This window comes from Pseudomonas sp. L13, from assembly GCF_009935965.1.
Taxonomy (GTDB): domain Bacteria; phylum Pseudomonadota; class Gammaproteobacteria; order Pseudomonadales; family Pseudomonadaceae; genus Aquipseudomonas; species Aquipseudomonas lactis.
The window spans coordinates 12,550-31,470 of sequence record NZ_QODJ01000008.1 but is presented as its reverse complement, the minus strand read 5'-3'; the positions used below and the strand labels follow the sequence as shown (position 1 = coordinate 31,470).

Genomic DNA, 18,921 nt, shown 5'->3' with positions numbered 1-18,921 from the left:
AAAATTGAGGCGTCCAGTCTATCGGTAGCCGCGCGGGCCGTGCCGAAAAACGCCTATCCCTTAAACTCACCCGTCCCATTGCCGACGGCGTCAACATACGCCACACACAACGACTCGGCGATCTGGCTTTTGACTGCTTTGGTCGATTCTGCGCGCGGGTTTCACCTTTGTTGTTTCCGGACTTTCGATGGCAACCCTGAGCCGGAAATAACATGAGGGTTCCCGTCGGCGAAGTTAGCGATAAAACACAACGCTGTGCGGGCCATAAAGTAAATAAATCCGTCCCCTTTTCCGTCCCATACGGGCAACGTCCTACAGGCCAAGCAGAAATGTGGGGCTCCCGTTTCAAAATCGCAATGTCTATAGTCGCCCGGTCGCCCATACGGCGGCCGGGTTTGGCGACTCGAAAACAAGACGGAACGTAGACGACGTTATTTTCATGCAGCTGCCATTTTTGGCGGTTTAGCGTGAAAAGAGCTCATTGTTTTTATATTTGTCTTGTGGAGTTAAACATGAACCCATACATCGCCCTCACCAGCAACGACAGCGCCACCCCTGCCCTTTTTGTCGATACCACCGTGCCATTGGAAATACTCCTCGACGCCGCGACCTATCGACTTCGTGCCGTTACACAAGTCCTTGAGAACCTCGCACTACGCAGTGAGATCAGTAGTGATGCGGTTGTACTCAGTGATTTTGCGTTGCTTTGTTCAATCCCTTTGCGCGACGGCTGCGATTTACTGGACGTCATAGGAAGGCGAATGGATATGCCAAGCGCGTGACCTGATAAAGCTGGACTTTTCAAACCCCAGAAATCACAAAACCCCTGGCTTCTCTCGAAACCAGGGGTTTTGTTTACATCGAATTTGGCGGTGAAGGAGAGATTCGAACTCTCGATACAATTTCTTGTATACACACTTTCCAGGCGTGCTCCTTAAGCCACTCGGACACTTCACCGTATCTCATCAAACCAGTTCAGTCTGTCGAGGCGCGCTAATGTAGTCGAAAGCCTTTCTGATGGCAAAGGTTTTTTTCAGAATTTTCATGCGGTTAGACCGTTATGCTATTCACCGCCCGGCAAGGGGTGGTGATTGTGCCATTCTCAGGCAGCGGCGGCACGCTTCTGGAATGCTTGCTGCGCCCTGCTCCGGGGCGTCTACCCTTGGGGATGAGGCAAAAGCCTGACTGGGTAGTCAGTCACGGCGCTTTACCCGCGGGGGCGCGGTGAGTAACGTCTGCGCATCTATCTCTATAACAAGCCCTACAAGGAACCGCGTCATGAGTGAGTTGATTGCCTACCACTTCGAAGACGGTATCGCGACCCTGACCCTGAGCAACGGCAAGGTGAATGCCATTTCTCCGGCGGTGGTCAGTGAGTTTAATGCGGCGCTGGATCAGGCCGAGAAGGATCGGGCGGTGGTAATCATCACGGGCACGCCGGGGATTTTGTCGGGTGGCTATGATTTGAAGGTGATGACCGCCGGCCCTAAAGAGGCGATCAGCCTAGTGACCTCGGGTTCGACCCTGGCGCGGCGGATGTTGGCGCATCCGTTCCCGGTGATCGTGGCCTGCCCGGGCCATGCGGTGGCCAAGGGCGCGTTCCTGTTGTTGTCGGCCGATTATCGGATTGGCGTCGAAGGCCCGTTCAGCATTGGCCTGAATGAAGTGGCGATTGGCATGACCATGCACCACGCCGGTATCGAGTTGGCGCGCGATCGCCTGCGTAAGTCAGCGTTTCAGCGTTCGGTGATCAATGCCGAGATGTTTGATCCGCAAGGCGCCCTGCACGCCGGTTTCCTCGACAAGGTGGTGGCACCCGAAGAACTGCACGCTGCAGCACTGGAAGCAGCACGGCAATTGAAGAAGATCAATATGAACGCGCACAAACACACCAAATTGAAAGTGCGCCGCGCACTGCTCGAAGCCCTGGACGATGCAATCATCCAGGATCAGGGCCATAGCCTGAGCTAAGTCCTACACCTGCTGTGCCAGAGCCCGACCTTGAGTCGGGCTTTTTCTTACCTATGAATGTGAAACGTCCGTAGCCGCTCTAGTTAGCCGTTATCGGCCCATGTGGAAACATGCGCTTAAACATCGGCTATCTCCTACGTCTGTAGGGGCAATTGCCGAATACAGTGCACATCCGTACACTGCGCCACCTTTTGTCCCGATGGGCCGTGTCGATGCTTTTTCTGTTGCGTATGTTGTTGATGAGCCTGCATTTTATGATCGCTGGCGTGCTGGGTGTGCTGGTCGGTGTATGCCGGCCGTTCAATCCGGACAACAGTCGTCTCTGTGCTCGCCTCTATGCGTTGCCAGCCATGCGGATCTTGGGCTTGAACGTGAAGACCGATGTCGACTCGCTGCGCAACAAGCCCGGTACCTGCGTGGTAATCGCTAACCATCAGTCCAACTACGATCTGTTTGTGTTCGGCAACGTAGTACCCCATCGCACGGTCTGCATCGCCAAGAAAAGCCTGAAATGGGTACCACTGTTCGGCCAGTTGTTCTGGCTGGCGGGCAATGTGCTGATTGACCGTGGCAATGCACATAAGGCGCGGCGTGCGATGCTGACCACCACGCATACCTTGCAGCATGAGGACACGTCGATCTGGGTGTTCCCGGAGGGCACGCGCAACCTGGGCAAAGGGTTGTTGCCGTTCAAGAAAGGCGCGTTTCATATGGCGATTGCGGCGGGTGTGCCTATCGTGCAGGTGTGTGTCAGTAACTATGTGACGCAGATGAAGCTCAATCGTTGGGACAGTGGCAGTGTGCAGATACGCTCGTTACCGCCGATTCCTACCTGTGGCTTGACGGTGGATGACATACCTCAGTTGCTGCTGACGTGTCAGACGCAGATGGCTGAGTGCATTGCACAAATGGACCGTGAGCTTGTAGGAGCGAGCTTGCTCGCGAAAAACGTATAAGCAACGCGGGTCGCCTGTGGGCGCTGCGTTATCGTTGACGATTTTCGCGAGCAAGCTCGCTCCTACAGGGGAGTGAGCAATGTCGGTGAGCAACAACGGAACGCCATTCAGGCTAAGCTGCCCAACACCTGTCCTCTTGATAAGAAGTGATCAGCACCATGGGTAGAGTTGTTGCGGCTGCCGTTTACAGCGCCGGTAAGAAAGTCTCGGATATCACCCTCGATGAAGGCGCGGCCTGGGCCGCCAAACCTGGGCACTTTGTGTGGATCGGCCTGGAAGAACCCAGCGCTCAGGAACTGAACAATCTGCAACGCCAGTTCAACCTGCACGAGCTGGCGATCGAAGACGCCATGGAAAAACACAGCCGCCCGAAGCTGGAAACCTTCGGCGACGCGCTGTTTATCGTCACCTACTCACCGGTGCGCGAGAACGGCAAGCTGGAGTTTATCGAAACCCATATCTTTGCCGGCAACGGCTATATCATCACCGCACGCAACGGCCACTCGGCGTCCTACGGTTTTGTGCGCCAGCGTTGTGAGGCGCGCCCGTTGTTGCTGGAGCATGGGGAAGATTTCGTACTCTATGCGTTGCTGGATTTTGTCACTGAAAACTACCAGCCGGTGAGCGAGGCGATCCACGCCGAGATCGATGAGCTGGAGCGTAACGTGCTGTGCAGTTCGCTCAACGAGCGCGATATCCAGCACCTGCACGGCCTGCGCCGCGATGTGTTACGGCTCAAGCGGCATGTGGCGCCAATGGTGGAGATCAGCCAGGAATTACAGAAGCTCAGCTTCCCGTTTATCGACAAAAACATGCGCCCGTATTTTCGTGACGTGCAAATCCACGTTACGCGGCAGATGGAAGACCTCACCACCCTGCGCGACATCGCCAGCCAGACCATTGAGATCGGTGTGCTGCTGGAAGCCTCGCGCCAGAGCGTGGTGCAGCGCAAGTTCGCCGCATGGGCGGCGATCCTGGCGTTCCCCACGGCGGTGGCGGGGATTTATGGGATGAACTTCCAGAACATGCCCGAGCTGCAATGGCACTACGGCTATTTTGCGGTGCTCGGGTTTATTACCCTGGGCTGTACCGGTTTATGGGCCAGCTTCAAGCGTTCGGGCTGGCTTTAAGCTTGGCTTCAGGCTGATGCGCAACGAAGCGCATCATCCATTCCGCCACGGTTACGCCGTGGTGGTCGCGTTCCAGGCTGGCCACGCCGTTGCTGTAGACCTTTTCACCCAGGGTTGTCTGAAGTATTTCCAGCAACTCGCGGGAATAGTCGTGAACAAACTCCGGATGGCCCTGGAAGCACAGCACCTGGTCGCCAATGTGATACGCGGCAAACAGGCAGAATTCGCTGGAAGCGATGACCGTTGCATTGTCCGGCAATGTAGTGACTTGGTCCTGGTGGCTGATCAACATCCTCAGCTCAGGCACCTCGGGGCTCATCCACGGGGCCTTGGCGTCCAGCTTGTAGTCGTGGGTGCCCATGCCCCAGCCCTGGCTGGCACGCTCGGCCTTGCCGCCCAGCAGCAGCGCGAGCAACTGATGGCCGAAGCACACACCCAGCAGCTTGTCGCCACGCTCATAGCGCGTGAGCAGGTAGGCCTTGAGGGTCTGGATCCAAGGGTCGGTCCCGAACGAATCGGCCTTGCTGCCGGTGATCAGGTACGCGTCAAACACTTCGTCATCCGGCGGGTACTCGCCCTGCACCACGTTGTAGACGACAAACTCGGCGGCAATCGGTTGCTTGGCGAACAGGCGCTTGAACATCTGCCCATAGCCTTGGTACTCATCGATCAAAGCGGGACGCAGAATATCGGTTTCCAGGATGCAGACGCGTAGCGACATAAAAAATACCTGACACGGCGATGGGAATATTGCACACCCAGAGCCTGCCCTGAAATACCCCTTCAAAGCAAGCCCTCAATGGGCACCCACACACACTGTAGGAGCGAGCTTGCTCGCGAAAAACGTCAACGATAACGCAGGTATCCTGGATAAAAGCGTTGCCTGTGCGTTCTTCGCGAGCAAGCTCGCTCCTACAGTGAAGCGTCTAAAACAGTGTGCCTTTTGCGGCTTTTTCCAGTAATAACGCCGGCGGCGAGAAGCGCTCCCCGTACTCCTCGGCCAGGTAGCGGGCGCGGGCGATGAAGTCGTTCAGCCCGTACTGGTTGATAAACTGCAACGCGCCGCCACTCCACGCGGCAAAGCCGATGCCGAAGATGGAACCAACGTTGGCGTCCGCCGTGGACATCAACACGCCCTCCTCCACGCAGCGTACGGTTTCGATGGCTTGGATAAACAGCAAGCGGTCGCGTACGTCCTGAGGTGAGATTTGCTTGCCGGGCTGTTCAAAGCGGGTTTTGAGCTCAGGCCACAGGTGCTTCTGGCCGCCAGCGGGATAATCGTAAAAACCAGCGCCGGCCGCCTTGCCCGTGCGTTTGTATTCGTTCACCAACAGATCGATCACCGCCGTCGCCGGATGGTTCGGCATGGCCTTGCCTTCGGCCTGCAGGTCCTTGGCCGTTTGCTGCCGGATATGGCTCATCAGGCTGAGGGACACTTCGTCGGACACCGCCAACGGCCCCACTGGCATCCCGGCCTTGCGCGCTTCGGTCTCGATCATCGGCGCAGCCACGCCTTCGCCGAGCATGGCGATGCCTTCGTTGGTAAAGGTGCCGAATACCCGCGAGGTGAAAAAGCCGCGACTGTCGTTGACCACAATCGGGGTTTTCTTGATTTGCAGTACGAAGTCAAACCCTCGGGCCAGGGTTTCGTCGCTGGTGCGCGCGCCCTTGATGATTTCCACCAGGGGCATCTTGTCCACGGGGCTGAAGAAGTGCAGGCCGATGAACTTGGCTTGATCGGGCACCGCCGTGGCCAGGCCGCTGATGGGCAAGGTGGAGGTGTTGGAGGCGATCACAGCAATGGCCCCCACCACGCTTTGCGCCGCGGCCGAGACCTTGGCCTTGAGTGCGCGGTCTTCGAATACGGCCTCGATGATCAGGTCGCAGCCGGCCAGGTCGGCGTCATCCTGAGTAGGATAAATGCGCGCCAGGGTGGTTTCGCGCTGTTCGGCGGTCTGTTGCCCACGGCTGACTTTCTTGTCCAGCAATGCAGCCGAATGGGCTTTGCCTTTTTCGGCGGCGGCCAGGGTGATGTCTTTGAGCACCACCTCGATACCCGCACAGGCACTGACATAGGCGATGCCCGCGCCCATCATCCCGGCGCCGAGCACACCGACCTTACGCGTGACGTAGGGCGCAAAGCCCTGGGGTCGCGAGCTGCCGGCATTGATTTGGTTGAGCTGGAACCAGAAGGTGCCGATCATGTTTTTTGCCACTTGCCCGGTCACCAGTTCGGTGAAGTAGCGGGTTTCGATCAGGTGCGCGGTGTCGAAGTCCACTTGGGCGCCCTCGACGGCGGCACAGAGAATTTTCTCCGGCGCGGGGAAGCAGCCCTGGGTCTTGCTGCGCAAAATCGACGGCGCAATGGCGAGCATCTGCGCGACTTTAGGGTGGGACGGCGTGCCGCCGGGAATCGCGTAGCCCTTGTTGTCCCAGGGTTGTCTAACGTCGGGATTAGCCAGAATCCAGGTACGGGCCTGTGCCAGCAATGCCTCGCGATCCGCCGCCAACTCATCAACCAAGCCCGCTTGCAGGGCCTGGGCAGGCCGCACCTTTTTACCTTCGAGCAAATACGGCAAAGATTTTTCCAGCCCGAGCATGCGCACCATACGCACCACGCCACCGCCCCCTGGCAACAGGCCAAGGGTCACTTCCGGCAAACCCAGTTGCACTGACTTGTCGTCCAGCGCAACCCGGTGGTGGCAGGCCAGGCAAATCTCCCACCCACCGCCCAGGGCCGCGCCATTGATCGCGGCCACCACCGGTTTGCCGAGGGTTTCCAGGCGGCGCAACTGCGCTTTCAACACCAACACACTGTCGTAGAACGCCTTGGCCTGGGCTTTGTCGACCTTGATCAGCTCATTGAGGTCGCCACCGGCAAAAAAGGTTTTCTTGGCCGAGGTGATCACCACCCCGGCGATCTCGTCCTTTTCCGCTTCCAGGCGCGTGAGGGTGGCCGCCATGGCTTCGCGGTAGGCGGCGTTCATGGTATTGGCGCTCTGGCCGGGCATGTCGAGGGTCAGTACCACGATCTGGTCCTGGCCTTTTTCGTAACGAATGGCATCGGTCATGACAAATTCCTTAGGCTCAGAGGCGTTCGATAAGGGTGGCGATTCCCATGCCACCGCCGACACACAAGGTGGCCAGGCCGTAGCGTTGCTGGCGTACTTCCAGCTCGTCGAGCAAGGTGCCGAGGATCGCGCAGCCGGTGGCGCCCAAGGGGTGGCCCATGGCGATGGAGCCGCCGTTGACATTGACCCGTGTGGGGTCGATGCCCATGTCCTTGATGAACTTGAGCACCACCGAAGCAAAGGCTTCGTTGACTTCGAACAGGTCGATGTCTTCAACCCGCAGGCCGGCCTTGGCCAGCGCCTTGCGAGTGGCCGGCGCGGGGCCGGTGAGCATGATGGTCGGGTCGGTGCTGGTCACCGCCGTGGCAACAATGCGCGCCCGCGGTTGCAGGCCCAATTCGCGGCCTTTGGCTTCGGAGCCGATCAGCATCAGCGCGGCACCATCCACGATCCCGGAGCTGTTGCCCGGCGTGTGCACATGGTGGATGCGCTCCACGTGGCTGTAGACCCGCAATGCGGTGGCGTCGAAGCCCATCTGGCCCATCATTTCGAAGCTGGGCTTGAGCTTGCCCAAGCCCTCAAGGGTTGAGTCGCCACGGATAAATTCGTCATGGTCCAGCAGCACGATGCCGTTCTGGTCGTGCACCGCGATCAGCGACTTGTTGAAGGACCCGTCTGCCCGCGCCCTGGCGGCTTTCTGCTGGGACTGTAGGGCAAAGGTGTCGACATCCTGGCGCGTGAAGCCTTCCAGGGTGGCGATCAGGTCGGCGCCAATGCCTTGGGGCGTGAAGTGGCTGTGCATATTGGTTTGCGGGTCGAGCACCCAGGCGCCGCCATCGCTGCCCATGGGCACGCGCGACATGGACTCGACGCCGCCGACCACCACCAGGTCTTCGAAGCCGGAACGCACCTTCATCGCCCCAAGGTTCACCGCTTCCAGGCCCGATGCGCAGAAGCGATTGACCTGCACACCGGCAACACTGACATCCCAGTCGGCCACCAGCGCGGCGGTCTTGGCGATATCGGCGCCCTGGTCGCCCACGGGGGTGACGCAGCCCAGGACGATGTCATCCACTTGGCGGGTGTCGAGGTCGCTGCGTTGCGCCAACGCCGTGAGCAAGCCGGCCACCAGGTTTACCGGCTTGACACTGTGCAGGGCACCGTCGGCCTTGCCTTTACCCCGGGGCGTGCGTATCGCATCAAAGATCAAAGCTTGGGTCATGACATCCTCGAACCGCTGTGGGTGTGTGCCCCTACCTTAGGCCCGATTGACACGGTTTCAATGACGGATGCGCTCATTGCTTTTGACCCCCTCGCTCGGACGAACGGTAGGTCCCTATGGGAAAACCCTGATTAATCGTTTTAGCGGTCTAGCCCTAGGGTTGGCGCCAAGATGGCAATAAGCCTCATGCCGTTTTTAGCGCAAATGCTTATTAGCTGATATGAAATGGGTCTAAGCCAGAAAGAACGGGCGCTCTAAGGTTGAATCTGTAAGACGCTGCTGCCGGGTTTTGCTGGAGCAGTTGTAAGAAAAGTGCAACGTCACCTCGCGATACTGAATACAACGGCACGCATTTGACGCTCAGGAATAACAACAATAGAAAAGGCAGTCGGCCATGTTCAAACAATCGAAAGTACGTCAGGCGGGACTTATTCTGTTCGCCACCACCCTGATTCTGATCTTGCCCAATTTACCCAAGGTTATTGGGTGACGATTGCGCTCCCACCTGTGGTGAACGCACCGCACCAGGCCAGCCGCTTTTGGCAGCACCTGCCAGGACATTGCGCTTAGCGCGCCTGTTGCAGGGGCTGTCTTTTTACCTGCCGTTTTCCGTTATCGTGTGCGCCCTCACTCTCTCGCAACGGGCCTGTGCCTTGAAACCGATCCTCGCCCTTTTTGCCCTGCTGTTGAGCCTGCCTGCGGCGGCGGCCCCCTTGACCATCGAGTTGGACCACGGCCAAAAGACCTGGCAGACGGCCGAATTGCTCAAGCACCCCGACGCTCAGACGGTGCAGATCGTCGATGATGTGTCCTACAAGCGCACTATGACCTATCGCGCGGTGCCCCTCGCGGTGCTCTTACCGGGCCTTAAGCCTGCGAACCACCTGCAAGCCGTTGCCCTTGATGGTTTTGCCGCCGAACTTGCCGCCGCGCCGTTACTGGAAAAAAACGGCGCCCGCGCCTGGCTGGCCGTGGAAGACCCGGCCCATCCATGGCCACCGCTGGCACAGGGCAAGCCCAGCGCCGGGCCGTTCTATCTGGTCTGGACCCACCCTGAAGCCGGGCACATCAGCCCCGAACAGTGGCCGTTCCAGGTCTCCAGGTTCAAGCAGTTGCAGACGGTTGGCGAGCGTTTCCCGGCGTTATTGCCCGACCCGAAGCTGGCGGCGAACGACCCCGTCAACCAGGGCTTTGCGTTGTTCCAGAAAAACTGCCTGGCGTGCCATCGCCTCAATGGCGGCGGTGATGCCCAGATGGGTCCGGACCTGAATGTGCCCTACAACCCCACCGAGTATTTCAGCGGCGATTTCCTCAAGCGTTACATCCGCGACCCGCAAAGCCTGAGGCATTGGCCACAGGCGAAGATGCCGGCGTTTACAGCCAGTGTATTGCCAGACAATGAGTTGGATTTGCTGGTGGGCTATCTGCGGCACATGGCAGGCCGCAAGATGTAGGAGCGAGCTTGCTCGCGAAAAACCTGAGAGCACCGTTGAGTATCAGGCTCCCCGCGTAATCGTTAACGTTTTTCGCGGGCAAGCTCGCTCCTACAGTTATCGGTCATTGTTGAGGCGCCACGAATACCTTGGCATGCATCTGCTCATGCCCACCGCCACGGCGCATGCCGCGTACCGGGCAGGCGTCGAGGTAGTCCAGGCCCACGGCCAGCTTCAAGTGCCGCTCCGGCCGCGCCAGTTGGTTGGTCACGTCAAAGCTGTACCAGGCGTCATCCAGCCAGGCTTCGGCCCAGGCATGGCTGGCCAGGTGCGTGCTGTCTTCGGTGTACAGATACCCCGACACATACCGCGCGGGGATCCCCAGGCTGCGTGCGCAGGCCAGGAACGCATGGGTGTGGTCCTGGCACACCCCAGCGGCACCTGCAAAGGCCTGGGCGGCGCATGTATCGACGTCGGTCGCGCCAGGGGTGTAGACCATGGTGTGGTTAAGCGCCTGCATCAAGTCGATAAGCGCGGTGCGGTCGCGACGCTGATGGCAGTGTTGCTCGGCAAAGCCGCGCAGGGCGTGGTCGGGCTCGGTGAGGCGCGTGGAGCGCAGGAACGGGAAGGCCGACTGGCTTTCGTGTTCGGCCTCGCGCAATTCATCGATCTCCACCACGCCCCGGGCGCCAATGATGATGGCGTCATGGGGCTCGTCCAGGGTGAGCACATGCAAGATATTACCGAAGGGGTCAACCTGGGCCCGCACCGGGCGTGGCAGGTCGAGTTGCCAGCTCAGCACGTGCTGGCGCTCGCTGTCATGGGGTGTCAGGCGCAGGTACTGGATGCTGGCGCGCACCTGGTCTTCGTAGTGGTAGGTGGTGTCGTGGCTGATGGAGAGTCTCATGCCGCCTCCAGGTAGGAACTGTAGATGGCGTCGCCCAACTGGCGGACCAAGGGGATAAAGTCGGTCAGCCAGGCATGCAGGCCTTCCTCGAGGATTTCGTCGATGGCGGTAAAGCGCAGGCGCGCATCCATCTCGGCGGCCAGGCGCTGAGCCGGGCGGCCGTTGATGCCGGGCAGGCTGGCGAGGATCTGGTCGATCTCTTCGCTGCAAGCGCGCAGCGAACGCGGCACATCCGCGCGTAACAGCAGCAGCTCGGCCACTTGCCGAGCCCCCGGTGCATCGCGATAAATCTCGGTGTACGCCTCGAATGACGACAGGGCGCGCAGCAACGCACTCCATTGGTAATACGCGTGGGCCGTGCCATCGCTGACCGCCTCAGCCTGTTCGCCGGCCATTTCGTAGCGGGCATCCAGCAGGCGCAGGGTGTTATCGGCGCGCTCAATGAAGGTGCCAAGGCGAATAAAGCGGAAGGCATCGTTGCGCATGATGGTGCCGTAAGTGGCCCCGCGGAACAGGTGGGAACGCTCCTTGACCCACTCACAAAACCGGCTCATGCCGTAGTGGCTCAGCCCCTGCTGGGCGATATCGCGAATGTCCAGCCAGGTGGCGTTGATGTTTTCCCACATGTCGGCGGTGATTCGCCCACGTACCGCATGGGCGCTGGCCCGCGCCGCGCCCAGGCAGCTATAGATGCTCGCCGGGTTGGCCGCGTCCAGGGCAAAAAAGTGCAGCAAGCGTTCTGCGTGCAATGGGCCATGGCGCGCGTGGTAATCCTCCAGGGTGCCGGTGATCAACAGCGGCATGGCCAATTCGTGCAGGCCATCGCCGCGCCCGTCCTGGGGCATCAGCGACAGCGAATAGCTGACATCGAGCATGCGCGCGAGGTTTTCGGCGCGTTCCAGGTAGCGCGACATCCAGTACAAATCCGAGGCAGTTCTACTCAACATGGCATCAGTCCTCGACCACCCAGGTGTCTTTGGTTCCGCCGCCCTGGGACGAGTTGACCACCAGCGAGCCTTCGCGCAGCGCCACGCGGGTTAGGCCACCCGGCACCACGCGGGTGTCCTTGCCGGACAACACGAAGGGTCGCAGGTCGATATGGCGTGGGGCGATACCGTTTTCGACAAAGGTCGGGCAGGTGGACAAGCACAGGGTCGGCTGCGCGATATAGGCGTGTGGCTTGGCCTTGATACGCGCCCGGAACGCTTCGATTTCTGCGGTTGTAGACGCCGGGCCAACCAACATGCCATAGCCGCCTGAGCCTTGAGTTTCCTTGACCACCAGATCGGGCAGGTTGGCCAGTACGTGGGACAACTCGTCAGGCTTGCGGCATTGGAAGGTCGGAACGTTCTGCAGGATCGGCTCTTCGTCGAGGTAGAAGCGAATCATCTCGGTGACGAACGGATACACAGATTTGTCGTCCGCAACCCCGGTGCCAATGGCGTTGGCCAGCACCACATTGCCGCAGCGGTAGGCGGCGAGCAGGCCGGGCACACCGAGCATGGAGTCGGGGTTAAATGCCAAGGGGTCGAGAAATGCATCATCGAGGCGACGGTAGATCACATCGACAGCCTTGGGCCCGTCGGTGGTGCGCATGAATACACGGTCATCGCGCACGAACAAATCTGCGCCTTCGACCAACTCCACGCCCATCTCTCGGGCCAGGAAGGCATGTTCGAAGAACGCGCTGTTGAAACGCCCGGGCGTCAATACCACCACACTGGGGTTATCCAGGGGGCTGGCGCTTTTGAGGGTCTCGAGCAGCAGGTTGGGGTAATGGTCGATGGGTGCGATGCGCTGGGCCGCGAACAGTTCGGGGAACAGACGCATCATCATCTTGCGGTCTTCGAGCATGTAGCTGACACCGCTGGGCGTGCGCAGGTTGTCTTCAAGCACGTAGTACGTGCCGTCGCCATCGCGCACGAGGTCGACCCCGGAGATATGCGAATAGATATCGCGGTGCAAGTCCAGGCCCTGCATTGCCAATTGATATTGCTCGTTGGCCAGTACCTGCTCGGCGGGAATGATGCCGGCCTTGATGATGCGTTGGTCGTGGTACAGGTCGGCGAGAAACAGGTTCAGCGCCTTGACCCGCTGGATGCAACCGCGCTCGACAATCCGCCATTCACTCGTTGGAATGCTGCGGGGGATAGTGTCGAAGGGGATCAGGCGCTCGGTGCCTTGTTCGTCCCCGTAGAGGGTGAAGGTGATGCCGGCGCGGTGGAACAGCAAATCGGCTTCACGCCGGCGCTGGGCCAGCAGTTCGGCAGGGGTGTCGGCCAGCCAACGGGCGAACTCGCGGTAATGGGGGCGAACCTGCCCTGCCCCATCGTACATTTCATCGTAATAAGTGCGGATCATGCCGTACTCCTTGTCACCCGGACGCAAGAACCTTCGCAAGGCCCGTGCCAGCGGCATAAACACTTAATAATCAATCAGTTGAAGAATCCAAGCGAAAGCACCGCACCGTCCTGGTGCGCGCAATTGCCTGGGGCAGACCGTGCGCTTCATTGCAATGCGGTCTTTGGCTATCAACAGCATAGTCAGAGTTGATTTCACTGCCCGCCTGCACATACGGATAATCGCCCACATCGGTTGAACAGGACACGTCCTACAGCCAAACCCTTTGCACATTCAGTAACGTGTTAATTCGTGTACTGATGACTCCTCAGTCTTCCCTTTCCGCCACCCCATCCGGGTGGCTTTTTTTTGCGCGTAAAACGGCGGTTCACTTTGCACCGGCGGCCCAAACAAAATCGGCCGACCCAAAGGTCAGCCGATACGCTGTGCTGCTCATAAATACCAACTACATGGGTAACCCACGCACCTCCTGCTTGACGCCCCAGCCTTCGATAATCCCACCCAGGGGCTCGACCACTGCCTCAAAGTCCTGCTCGAAATCTCCTATGCCGTCGTAGGTTGCGAACATGATTTTGCTCAGTTCCAAGTACCAGGCGCCATCGTCGCGCGCGCTGACCTGGGCATTGAGGGACTCCCCACGAAATCGACCCGCAGCCCTGCGCGCTCGTTCCTCATCCGGGAAAATGGCGTAGAACTCGATGGGGTGAAAACGCGAGAAATCAAAGCCGCCTTCTTTCATGCGGCGCAGTACGTTGGTGCTGATGTCTTCTTGATAGGCTGTGCTCATGAAACGTCCTCCTCAAACCGATGGATAGACTTTCCGTGCTTCCTGAAGCCCCGCGCCCTGCTGGCGCGGGCACCACGGCATAACAACACCGCAGGAAAACAAGCATGTAGCTGACAAGACCAGACCTTAGCGATTCATTCGCTGATCTCGATTGCAGAGTAGCGCGAAGCTATCACCTCCACCAGAGGTGCTCGTGTGGCGTGTGAAAAATGTTTAGACGGAGGGAGAAATATCGAGAATCTGGATACTGTTCTGATCTTTGAGAATCTTGACCGTCGGCTCGGGTTTACGGCCTTCCAGGTCATTGAGATCGAGTTCGGCAGCAATCGGCACCAGCTTCGCACGAATCATATGCGCAGCGTCTTCGAGGCTGGGCTTTTGTTCGCAGGTGAACTGCTGCACGGACTTTTCACCGTGATCATCAACGAAGGTAATTTGCCACGTTTGCATCGGTGCCTCCTCGATAAAACCCATAGGTGGGCTTACAAGTATCTGGACCTTGGCGGCGCGCAAAACGTTCCGCTCAAGCCCGGAGGCACCGGATCAACTGCACTTATTTTTCAGCGTGTTCTTTCAAGGCTTTCAAGGTGTTGAACGGGGCGTCCACCACGAACTTGTTGGCCAGCCACGAAGGTACGCTGCCGCCTGGCTCGGTGTGTACCTGGTAGGTAACTTCGGTCTGGTTATCGCCCTTTGGCACCAGTTTCCAGAAACCCTCCACCTGTGCGACCCGCACGTAGCCTTTTTCTTCAGGCTTGTAGGTCGGCACACCTTCCAATTTGCGCGTGACGGTACCGTCTGCGGCTTTGCTGGTGGTGACATGGATGTACGAGTCGCGGTCCGTCACGGGGAACGGCGCCTTGAACTGGGTGTAGGTCCAAGCCTCGTCGCCTTTCTTGTCGACGAGTTTCTGAGACTTGCACTCATGGATCCAGGCGCAAGCACCGGCCACATCTTCCTGCAGCGCCTGGACCTTGGCCAAAGGCGCCTTGATCACCGTCACACCGCGATACGCCTTGTACTTGGAACCGGCAATCTCGCTCAGGGACACCTTGATACCGTCTTCATCCTTGGCGACTTGCCAATCTTCAGCCTGGGCAGTGGCCGCAAACAACAGCGTAAAACCGCACAGCACAGCCACTCGTTTCAGCGAACCCATCGTTGTATTCCTTATTGTTGAAGTTCCGATAGTAAAGCCCATCAAGCCGCCGTCATCTGCTCCCACCAGCCGATCAGCCGGATGGCATCGGCCTGGTCGTTGCCACAGACGTCGATATCCGCCTTGAAATCACTGCACACGGCGGGCCGCTCCGGTTGACCAAACAACTGGCACAGTTGTTCCACCGACAGGTGCACACAGCGAACGCCAGCGGGTTTGCCCTGGGGCATTCCGGGTAGCGGTGAACTGATGGAGGGGGCAATGCAGCATGCGCCACAGCCTTCACGGCATTTCATGACCAGCAGGTCCTCGACGACTCAATAGGGATGGCCGGACTAGAGTACGCTCTTAAACAGCCGTTTTAAAATGGCCCAACAGGGGTTTTTCGCACAAAACAAAAGTGACCGACCAGTCTGCGACAGATGGTCGGCGACCTGGGTCACCTGGGCTAAGAAAGTTTATTGCTTGAATTCGAAATCCAGCGCAGCGCCTTCAACATCACGGCGCTCTTCGTTACGCAGTTGCAGCTTCATCTCATTGCTGAGCAAGCGGCCGTTGATCTGGAACGCGCTGTTGTCGGTGGGCTTTTCGCCAAACATCGGCGGCAACAAGGGCACGCTCTTGGGCTTGGGCATGGTGCCGATGGGTTGTAAGTGCCTGACCATGTCCGAAGGCAGGGACAGGTCCAACTGTGCCGGTGGCAGTTTGGTCTGGGCGACTTCACGGGCCGACTTGGACTTGCTCGCCACGGGTGCACGCTTTTTGGTCGAGGCGGCCTTCTTTTGTGCCGTGGGGGCTTTTTTCGCAGGGGTTGGCTGCTTGGCTGAGGTCTTTTGCTCGGCACTGACGGCAGGCTTGCCATCACCCACCGGCGCTGCAGCCAGCACGCTGCCCACATTGCACAGGCCCAGCAGGCCAATCATCCATGTAACGCGAAAAATAGAAGTCATATCGCCAACAGCATTAACGGCAGAAGGCCATATGCTCGCTTGTTGCGCGCGGCATGACAAGGGCACAGATCAACCTTGTCCTCTTTACACGCCTCAAAAACCCGCTGCGGCCTCCTGGCATAACTGGCTCGCAAGCATTCCCAGGGTCATCAGCGCCCGCTCTGCCTCGCGGTTCCACGGCGTGCCGCAATTGAGACGAATACAGTGGTTGAACTGTTCGGTATTACTGAAGATCAGCCCTGGCGCAATGCTGATGCCTTGTTGCAGGGCACGCACATGCAGTTCCTGGGTATTGACCCGCCCCGGCAAACTGACCCACAAGATAAAGCCGCCGGTCGGACGGGTCATCTGGGTACCTTCGGGAAAATACTGCTGCACCGCCAATTGGAAGGCGCTGAGGTTCTTGCGGTATTCCTGGCGGATGTAGCGCAGATGCCGGTCGTAGCCACCGTTTTCCAGATAGGCCGCGACGCCCATTTGCGTGACGCTGCAAGCAGAATGCGTGCTGAACATCTGCAGGCGCTGGATTTCCTGCTGGTATTTGCCGGCAATCATCCAGCCAATGCGCACGCCCGGCGACAAGGTCTTGGAAAAGCTTGAGCAATAGATCACCCGGTCGAGGCGGTCGTAGGCCTTGAGGGCTTTGGTGCGGCCGAGTTCGAACATCAACTCGCCGTAAATATCATCTTCGACGATCTGGATATCGAAGTCCGACGCCAGGCGCAGCAACTGTTTCTGCCGCTCCTCTGGCATGGTGCCGCCCAGCGGATTACTCAGGCGCGTGGTCAGCACCAGCGCCTTGATCGACCATTGGTTGGCGGCCAGTTGTAAGGCCTCCAGGCTCATGCCCGTGGCGGGGTCGCTGGGGATCTCGATCACCTTGAGGCCCAGCAGGTCAGCCAATTGCAGCAAGCCGTAATAGGTGGGTGATTCAGCCGCGATCAGGTCGCCAGGGCGCGTCAGCACGCGCAGCGACATCTGCAATGCATCGACACAGCCATGGGTGATCACCACTTCGGAAGGGTCCACGACCACCCCGGCATCGCGCATGCGGATCGCCACCTGGCGGCGCAGAGGTTCAAAGCCAGGGCTGAACATGTAGCTGAACGCCCGTGGGCTCTGGAAACGCGTGACCTTGGCCAACTGCTGATGCAGGGCCCGCACCGGCAAGTAGTCGACACTCGGCACCGCCGCGCCCAAGGGAAACACCCCTTCACGGCGCGACTCGACCAGCACCTGCTGGATGATGCTGCTACGGGTGACCAACCCTGGGCGCTCGACCCGTGCGATATCGGGTGTAGGCGCCGTGAGTGCTGGCGTCTGATGCACGTAATAGCCCGACTGCGGCCGCGCCCGGATCAGCCCCTGGTCTTCCAGGTTGGCGTAGGCCTGCAGCACCGTGGCATGGCTCACATTGAGCTGGGAACTCATCTTGCGTACCGACGGCACGCGCTCCCCCGGTTGATAGACACCGCGCCGGATGTCCTCAGCCAGTTGCTGGGCAATACGTTGGTAAAGCAACAGATTGGTCATGACGCAGCACTCGATTTCACGGGTATTTTATTTTTGTGTGAAACATACCGGCACAGTTTAGAAGTGTACGGGGACAGTTGCCACAATAGTCGAGCGCGGGCGGGAGTGACAGTAAAAACTGCGGGGGGAGCTGGGGTGGGCATCGCCGAAACGAAATGTGGGAGCGGGCTTGCCCGCGAAAGCGGTGTGTCAATCAGTACATTCGGTACTGAGCCACCGCATTCGCGGGCAAGCCCGCTCCCACAATTTGGATCTGCGTCAGATGTTAGCGTGCTGCGCCCAATTGGCCCTTCTCGTCAGAGAATACAATTTCCACCCGACGGTTCTGCGCACGACCACGCTCGGAGGCATTGGCTTCCACCGGGTATTGATCGCCATAACCTTCGACTTCGATGCGCTTGTCATCGATACCCAGGTCCATCAACAGATCGGCCACCGATTGAGCACGGTCGCGGGACAGTTTCAGGTTTTCCTGCTCGCCACCGGTGTTGTCGGTATAGCCCTCGATACGCACCCGACGCTTGGGGTTCAGTTGCAGGAATTGCACGATCTTGAGCACTGTGCGGTTGGCCGAGTTCTGCAGTTCAGCTTCGCCGGTGTCGAACAGTACGTCCCCCAGGGTCATCACCAAGCCACGGTCGGTCTGGGTGGTGAGGCTGGCGATCTGCGCTTCAACCCACTTGCCCTGCTGCTGCACGCTGGCCAGCTTGTTTTCGCGCAAGGCCAGTTGCAGGCGCTGACGTTCGAGTTCCAGTTGGGTACCGCGTTCGGCATTCAGGCCCTGCTGGGTGTGCTCTCGGGCGATGGCGCTGTAACGCTGGCTCAGGTAGGCGTAATGCACCACATCGGCGCCGCTGCCCCAGTAGCTGGACAGGCGATCGGCGCGTGCCAGGGACTCGCCGGCGCGGATCACGTCCTTGGGCGCGAAGCGCAGCACGTTGGCGTCTTCCTTGACCTTCTGAAAGTCATCGCCGGCCTGCTGCAACGCCTGCTCGCTGGTGGGTTGGCTGGCACAACCGCCCAACGCCGCGCTGCCCAACAGCAGTACACAGCTCAAACTACGGATCATCGGGCTCATTGTGCGTCTCCCAACTGCAGTTGCTTACGCAGGCGAGTGATGCGGGTAGTGAGCACGTTCAATTGTTCCTGGCTCTTGCCGGTCAGTACTTTGGCTTCGGCCAGGCGCGCGTCCAGCTCCGCCTGCTCGGCGCGCATACGCGCTCGCTTGTAGGATTGGTCGGCCATGTTGCCCTTGGCCCGGGCGAATTTTTCTTCGGCCAGTTTCAGTTCGGGGGATTCATCGGTGTTGGCCCCGACCGCGGTGGCTTGTTCCAAGGCTTGCTGGGTCAGGCGCATTTGTTCGATCGGCGCAGGATCGGTTGCACATCCTGCCAGCGCGACAACGGCGAGGGCCGCGAAAAGAGCTCGAAAAATCACTGTA

19 protein-coding genes and 1 tRNA gene are annotated in these 18,921 nt (G+C 59.2%); 5 read left to right on the top strand and 15 right to left on the bottom strand.

From position 1 onward, the window contains the following. Positions 1-512: 512 nt before the first annotated feature. Positions 513-782 carry a short-chain dehydrogenase gene (locus tag DK871_RS07085; RefSeq protein ID WP_161904500.1) on the top strand — a complete coding sequence of 90 codons (270 nt, stop codon included), beginning with the start codon at positions 513-515 and terminating at the stop codon, positions 780-782. Between the two features lie 85 nt (positions 783-867). On the opposite strand, the gene DK871_RS07080 is transcribed toward DK871_RS07085, so the two are convergent. Then, positions 868-957, bottom strand: a tRNA-Ser gene (locus tag DK871_RS07080). Between the two features lie 321 nt (positions 958-1,278). Between DK871_RS07080 and DK871_RS07075 the strand changes: the two genes are divergently transcribed. From DK871_RS07075 to DK871_RS07065, 3 genes are all read left to right on the top strand, one after another. Beyond that, positions 1,279-1,971: a crotonase/enoyl-CoA hydratase family protein gene (locus DK871_RS07075; RefSeq protein WP_014719521.1), complete on the top strand. Its 693-nt coding sequence runs from the start codon at positions 1,279-1,281 to the stop codon at positions 1,969-1,971. A gap of 212 nt (positions 1,972-2,183) precedes the next feature. Next, a complete protein-coding gene (locus DK871_RS07070) occupies positions 2,184-2,927 on the top strand; it encodes a 1-acylglycerol-3-phosphate O-acyltransferase (RefSeq protein ID WP_161904499.1) in 744 nt (247 codons plus the stop codon). A 158-nt stretch (positions 2,928-3,085) separates the two neighbouring features. After that, positions 3,086-4,057, top strand: a complete 972-nt coding sequence (locus DK871_RS07065; RefSeq protein WP_003193449.1) for a magnesium and cobalt transport protein CorA — start codon at positions 3,086-3,088, stop codon at positions 4,055-4,057. Here DK871_RS07065 and DK871_RS07060 read toward each other — a convergent pair. From DK871_RS07060 to DK871_RS07050, 3 genes are all read right to left on the bottom strand, one after another. After that, positions 4,035-4,778 carry an amidotransferase gene (locus DK871_RS07060; protein ID WP_161904498.1) on the bottom strand — a complete coding sequence of 248 codons (744 nt, stop codon included), beginning with the start codon at positions 4,776-4,778 and terminating at the stop codon, positions 4,035-4,037. The two genes, DK871_RS07065 and DK871_RS07060, sit on opposite strands and share 23 nt — an antisense overlap. 205 nt (positions 4,779-4,983) lie before the next feature. Then, positions 4,984-7,128 (bottom strand): 3-hydroxyacyl-CoA dehydrogenase NAD-binding domain-containing protein, encoded by a 2,145-nt coding sequence (locus DK871_RS07055; RefSeq protein WP_161904497.1) that lies wholly within the window; start codon positions 7,126-7,128, stop codon positions 4,984-4,986. A 16-nt stretch (positions 7,129-7,144) separates the two neighbouring features. Then, positions 7,145-8,350, bottom strand: a complete 1,206-nt coding sequence (locus DK871_RS07050) for an acetyl-CoA C-acetyltransferase (protein ID WP_161904496.1) — start codon at positions 8,348-8,350, stop codon at positions 7,145-7,147. Between the two features lie 653 nt (positions 8,351-9,003). Here DK871_RS07050 and DK871_RS07045 point away from each other — a divergent pair. Continuing rightward, complete coding sequence (locus DK871_RS07045; RefSeq protein ID WP_161904495.1) at positions 9,004-9,804, top strand: cytochrome c; 801 nt, start codon at positions 9,004-9,006, stop codon at positions 9,802-9,804. A gap of 103 nt (positions 9,805-9,907) precedes the next feature. Here the strand turns inward: DK871_RS07045 and DK871_RS07040 are convergent, their stop codons facing one another. The 11 genes from DK871_RS07040 to DK871_RS06990 all read right to left on the bottom strand — a co-directional run bounded on the left by DK871_RS07040 (position 9,908) and on the right by DK871_RS06990 (position 18,917). Continuing rightward, positions 9,908-10,690: a transglutaminase family protein gene (locus DK871_RS07040; protein ID WP_161904494.1), complete on the bottom strand. Its 783-nt coding sequence runs from the start codon at positions 10,688-10,690 to the stop codon at positions 9,908-9,910. Continuing rightward, positions 10,687-11,637 (bottom strand): alpha-E domain-containing protein, encoded by a 951-nt coding sequence (locus DK871_RS07035; protein WP_060765933.1) that lies wholly within the window; start codon positions 11,635-11,637, stop codon positions 10,687-10,689. Before DK871_RS07035 ends, DK871_RS07040 begins: the two co-directional genes overlap by 4 nt. A 4-nt stretch (positions 11,638-11,641) precedes the next feature. Then, positions 11,642-13,051 (bottom strand): circularly permuted type 2 ATP-grasp protein, encoded by a 1,410-nt coding sequence (locus DK871_RS07030; protein ID WP_161904493.1) that lies wholly within the window; start codon positions 13,049-13,051, stop codon positions 11,642-11,644. A 445-nt stretch (positions 13,052-13,496) separates the two neighbouring features. Further along, the gene (locus DK871_RS07025; RefSeq protein WP_003193463.1) at positions 13,497-13,838 is read right to left on the bottom strand and encodes a ribonuclease E inhibitor RraB; all 342 of its coding nucleotides are present in this window, start codon (positions 13,836-13,838) and stop codon (positions 13,497-13,499) included. Between the two features lie 213 nt (positions 13,839-14,051). Then, positions 14,052-14,288, bottom strand: coding sequence for a hypothetical protein (locus tag DK871_RS07020; protein WP_014719530.1), 237 nt, complete (start codon positions 14,286-14,288; stop codon positions 14,052-14,054). A 103-nt stretch (positions 14,289-14,391) separates the two neighbouring features. Then, positions 14,392-14,997, bottom strand: a complete 606-nt coding sequence (locus DK871_RS07015; RefSeq protein ID WP_161904492.1) for an START domain-containing protein — start codon at positions 14,995-14,997, stop codon at positions 14,392-14,394. A gap of 41 nt (positions 14,998-15,038) precedes the next feature. Next, positions 15,039-15,293 carry a YkgJ family cysteine cluster protein gene (locus DK871_RS07010; RefSeq protein ID WP_161904491.1) on the bottom strand — a complete coding sequence of 85 codons (255 nt, stop codon included), beginning with the start codon at positions 15,291-15,293 and terminating at the stop codon, positions 15,039-15,041. 162 nt (positions 15,294-15,455) lie between these two features. After that, positions 15,456-15,947, bottom strand: a complete 492-nt coding sequence (locus DK871_RS07005) for a translation initiation factor 2 (protein WP_161904490.1) — start codon at positions 15,945-15,947, stop codon at positions 15,456-15,458. Between the two features lie 93 nt (positions 15,948-16,040). Further along, on the bottom strand, positions 16,041-17,480 hold the full coding sequence (locus DK871_RS07000) for a PLP-dependent aminotransferase family protein (protein WP_003193472.1): 1,440 nt from the start codon (positions 17,478-17,480) through the stop codon (positions 16,041-16,043). A gap of 265 nt (positions 17,481-17,745) precedes the next feature. After that, the gene (locus DK871_RS06995) at positions 17,746-18,558 is read right to left on the bottom strand and encodes an OmpA family protein (RefSeq protein WP_161904489.1); all 813 of its coding nucleotides are present in this window, start codon (positions 18,556-18,558) and stop codon (positions 17,746-17,748) included. Beyond that, a complete protein-coding gene (locus tag DK871_RS06990; RefSeq protein WP_161904488.1) occupies positions 18,555-18,917 on the bottom strand; it encodes a DUF4398 domain-containing protein in 363 nt (120 codons plus the stop codon). The genes DK871_RS06995 and DK871_RS06990 overlap by 4 nt, the downstream gene beginning before the upstream one ends. Positions 18,918-18,921: the final 4 nt, after the last annotated feature.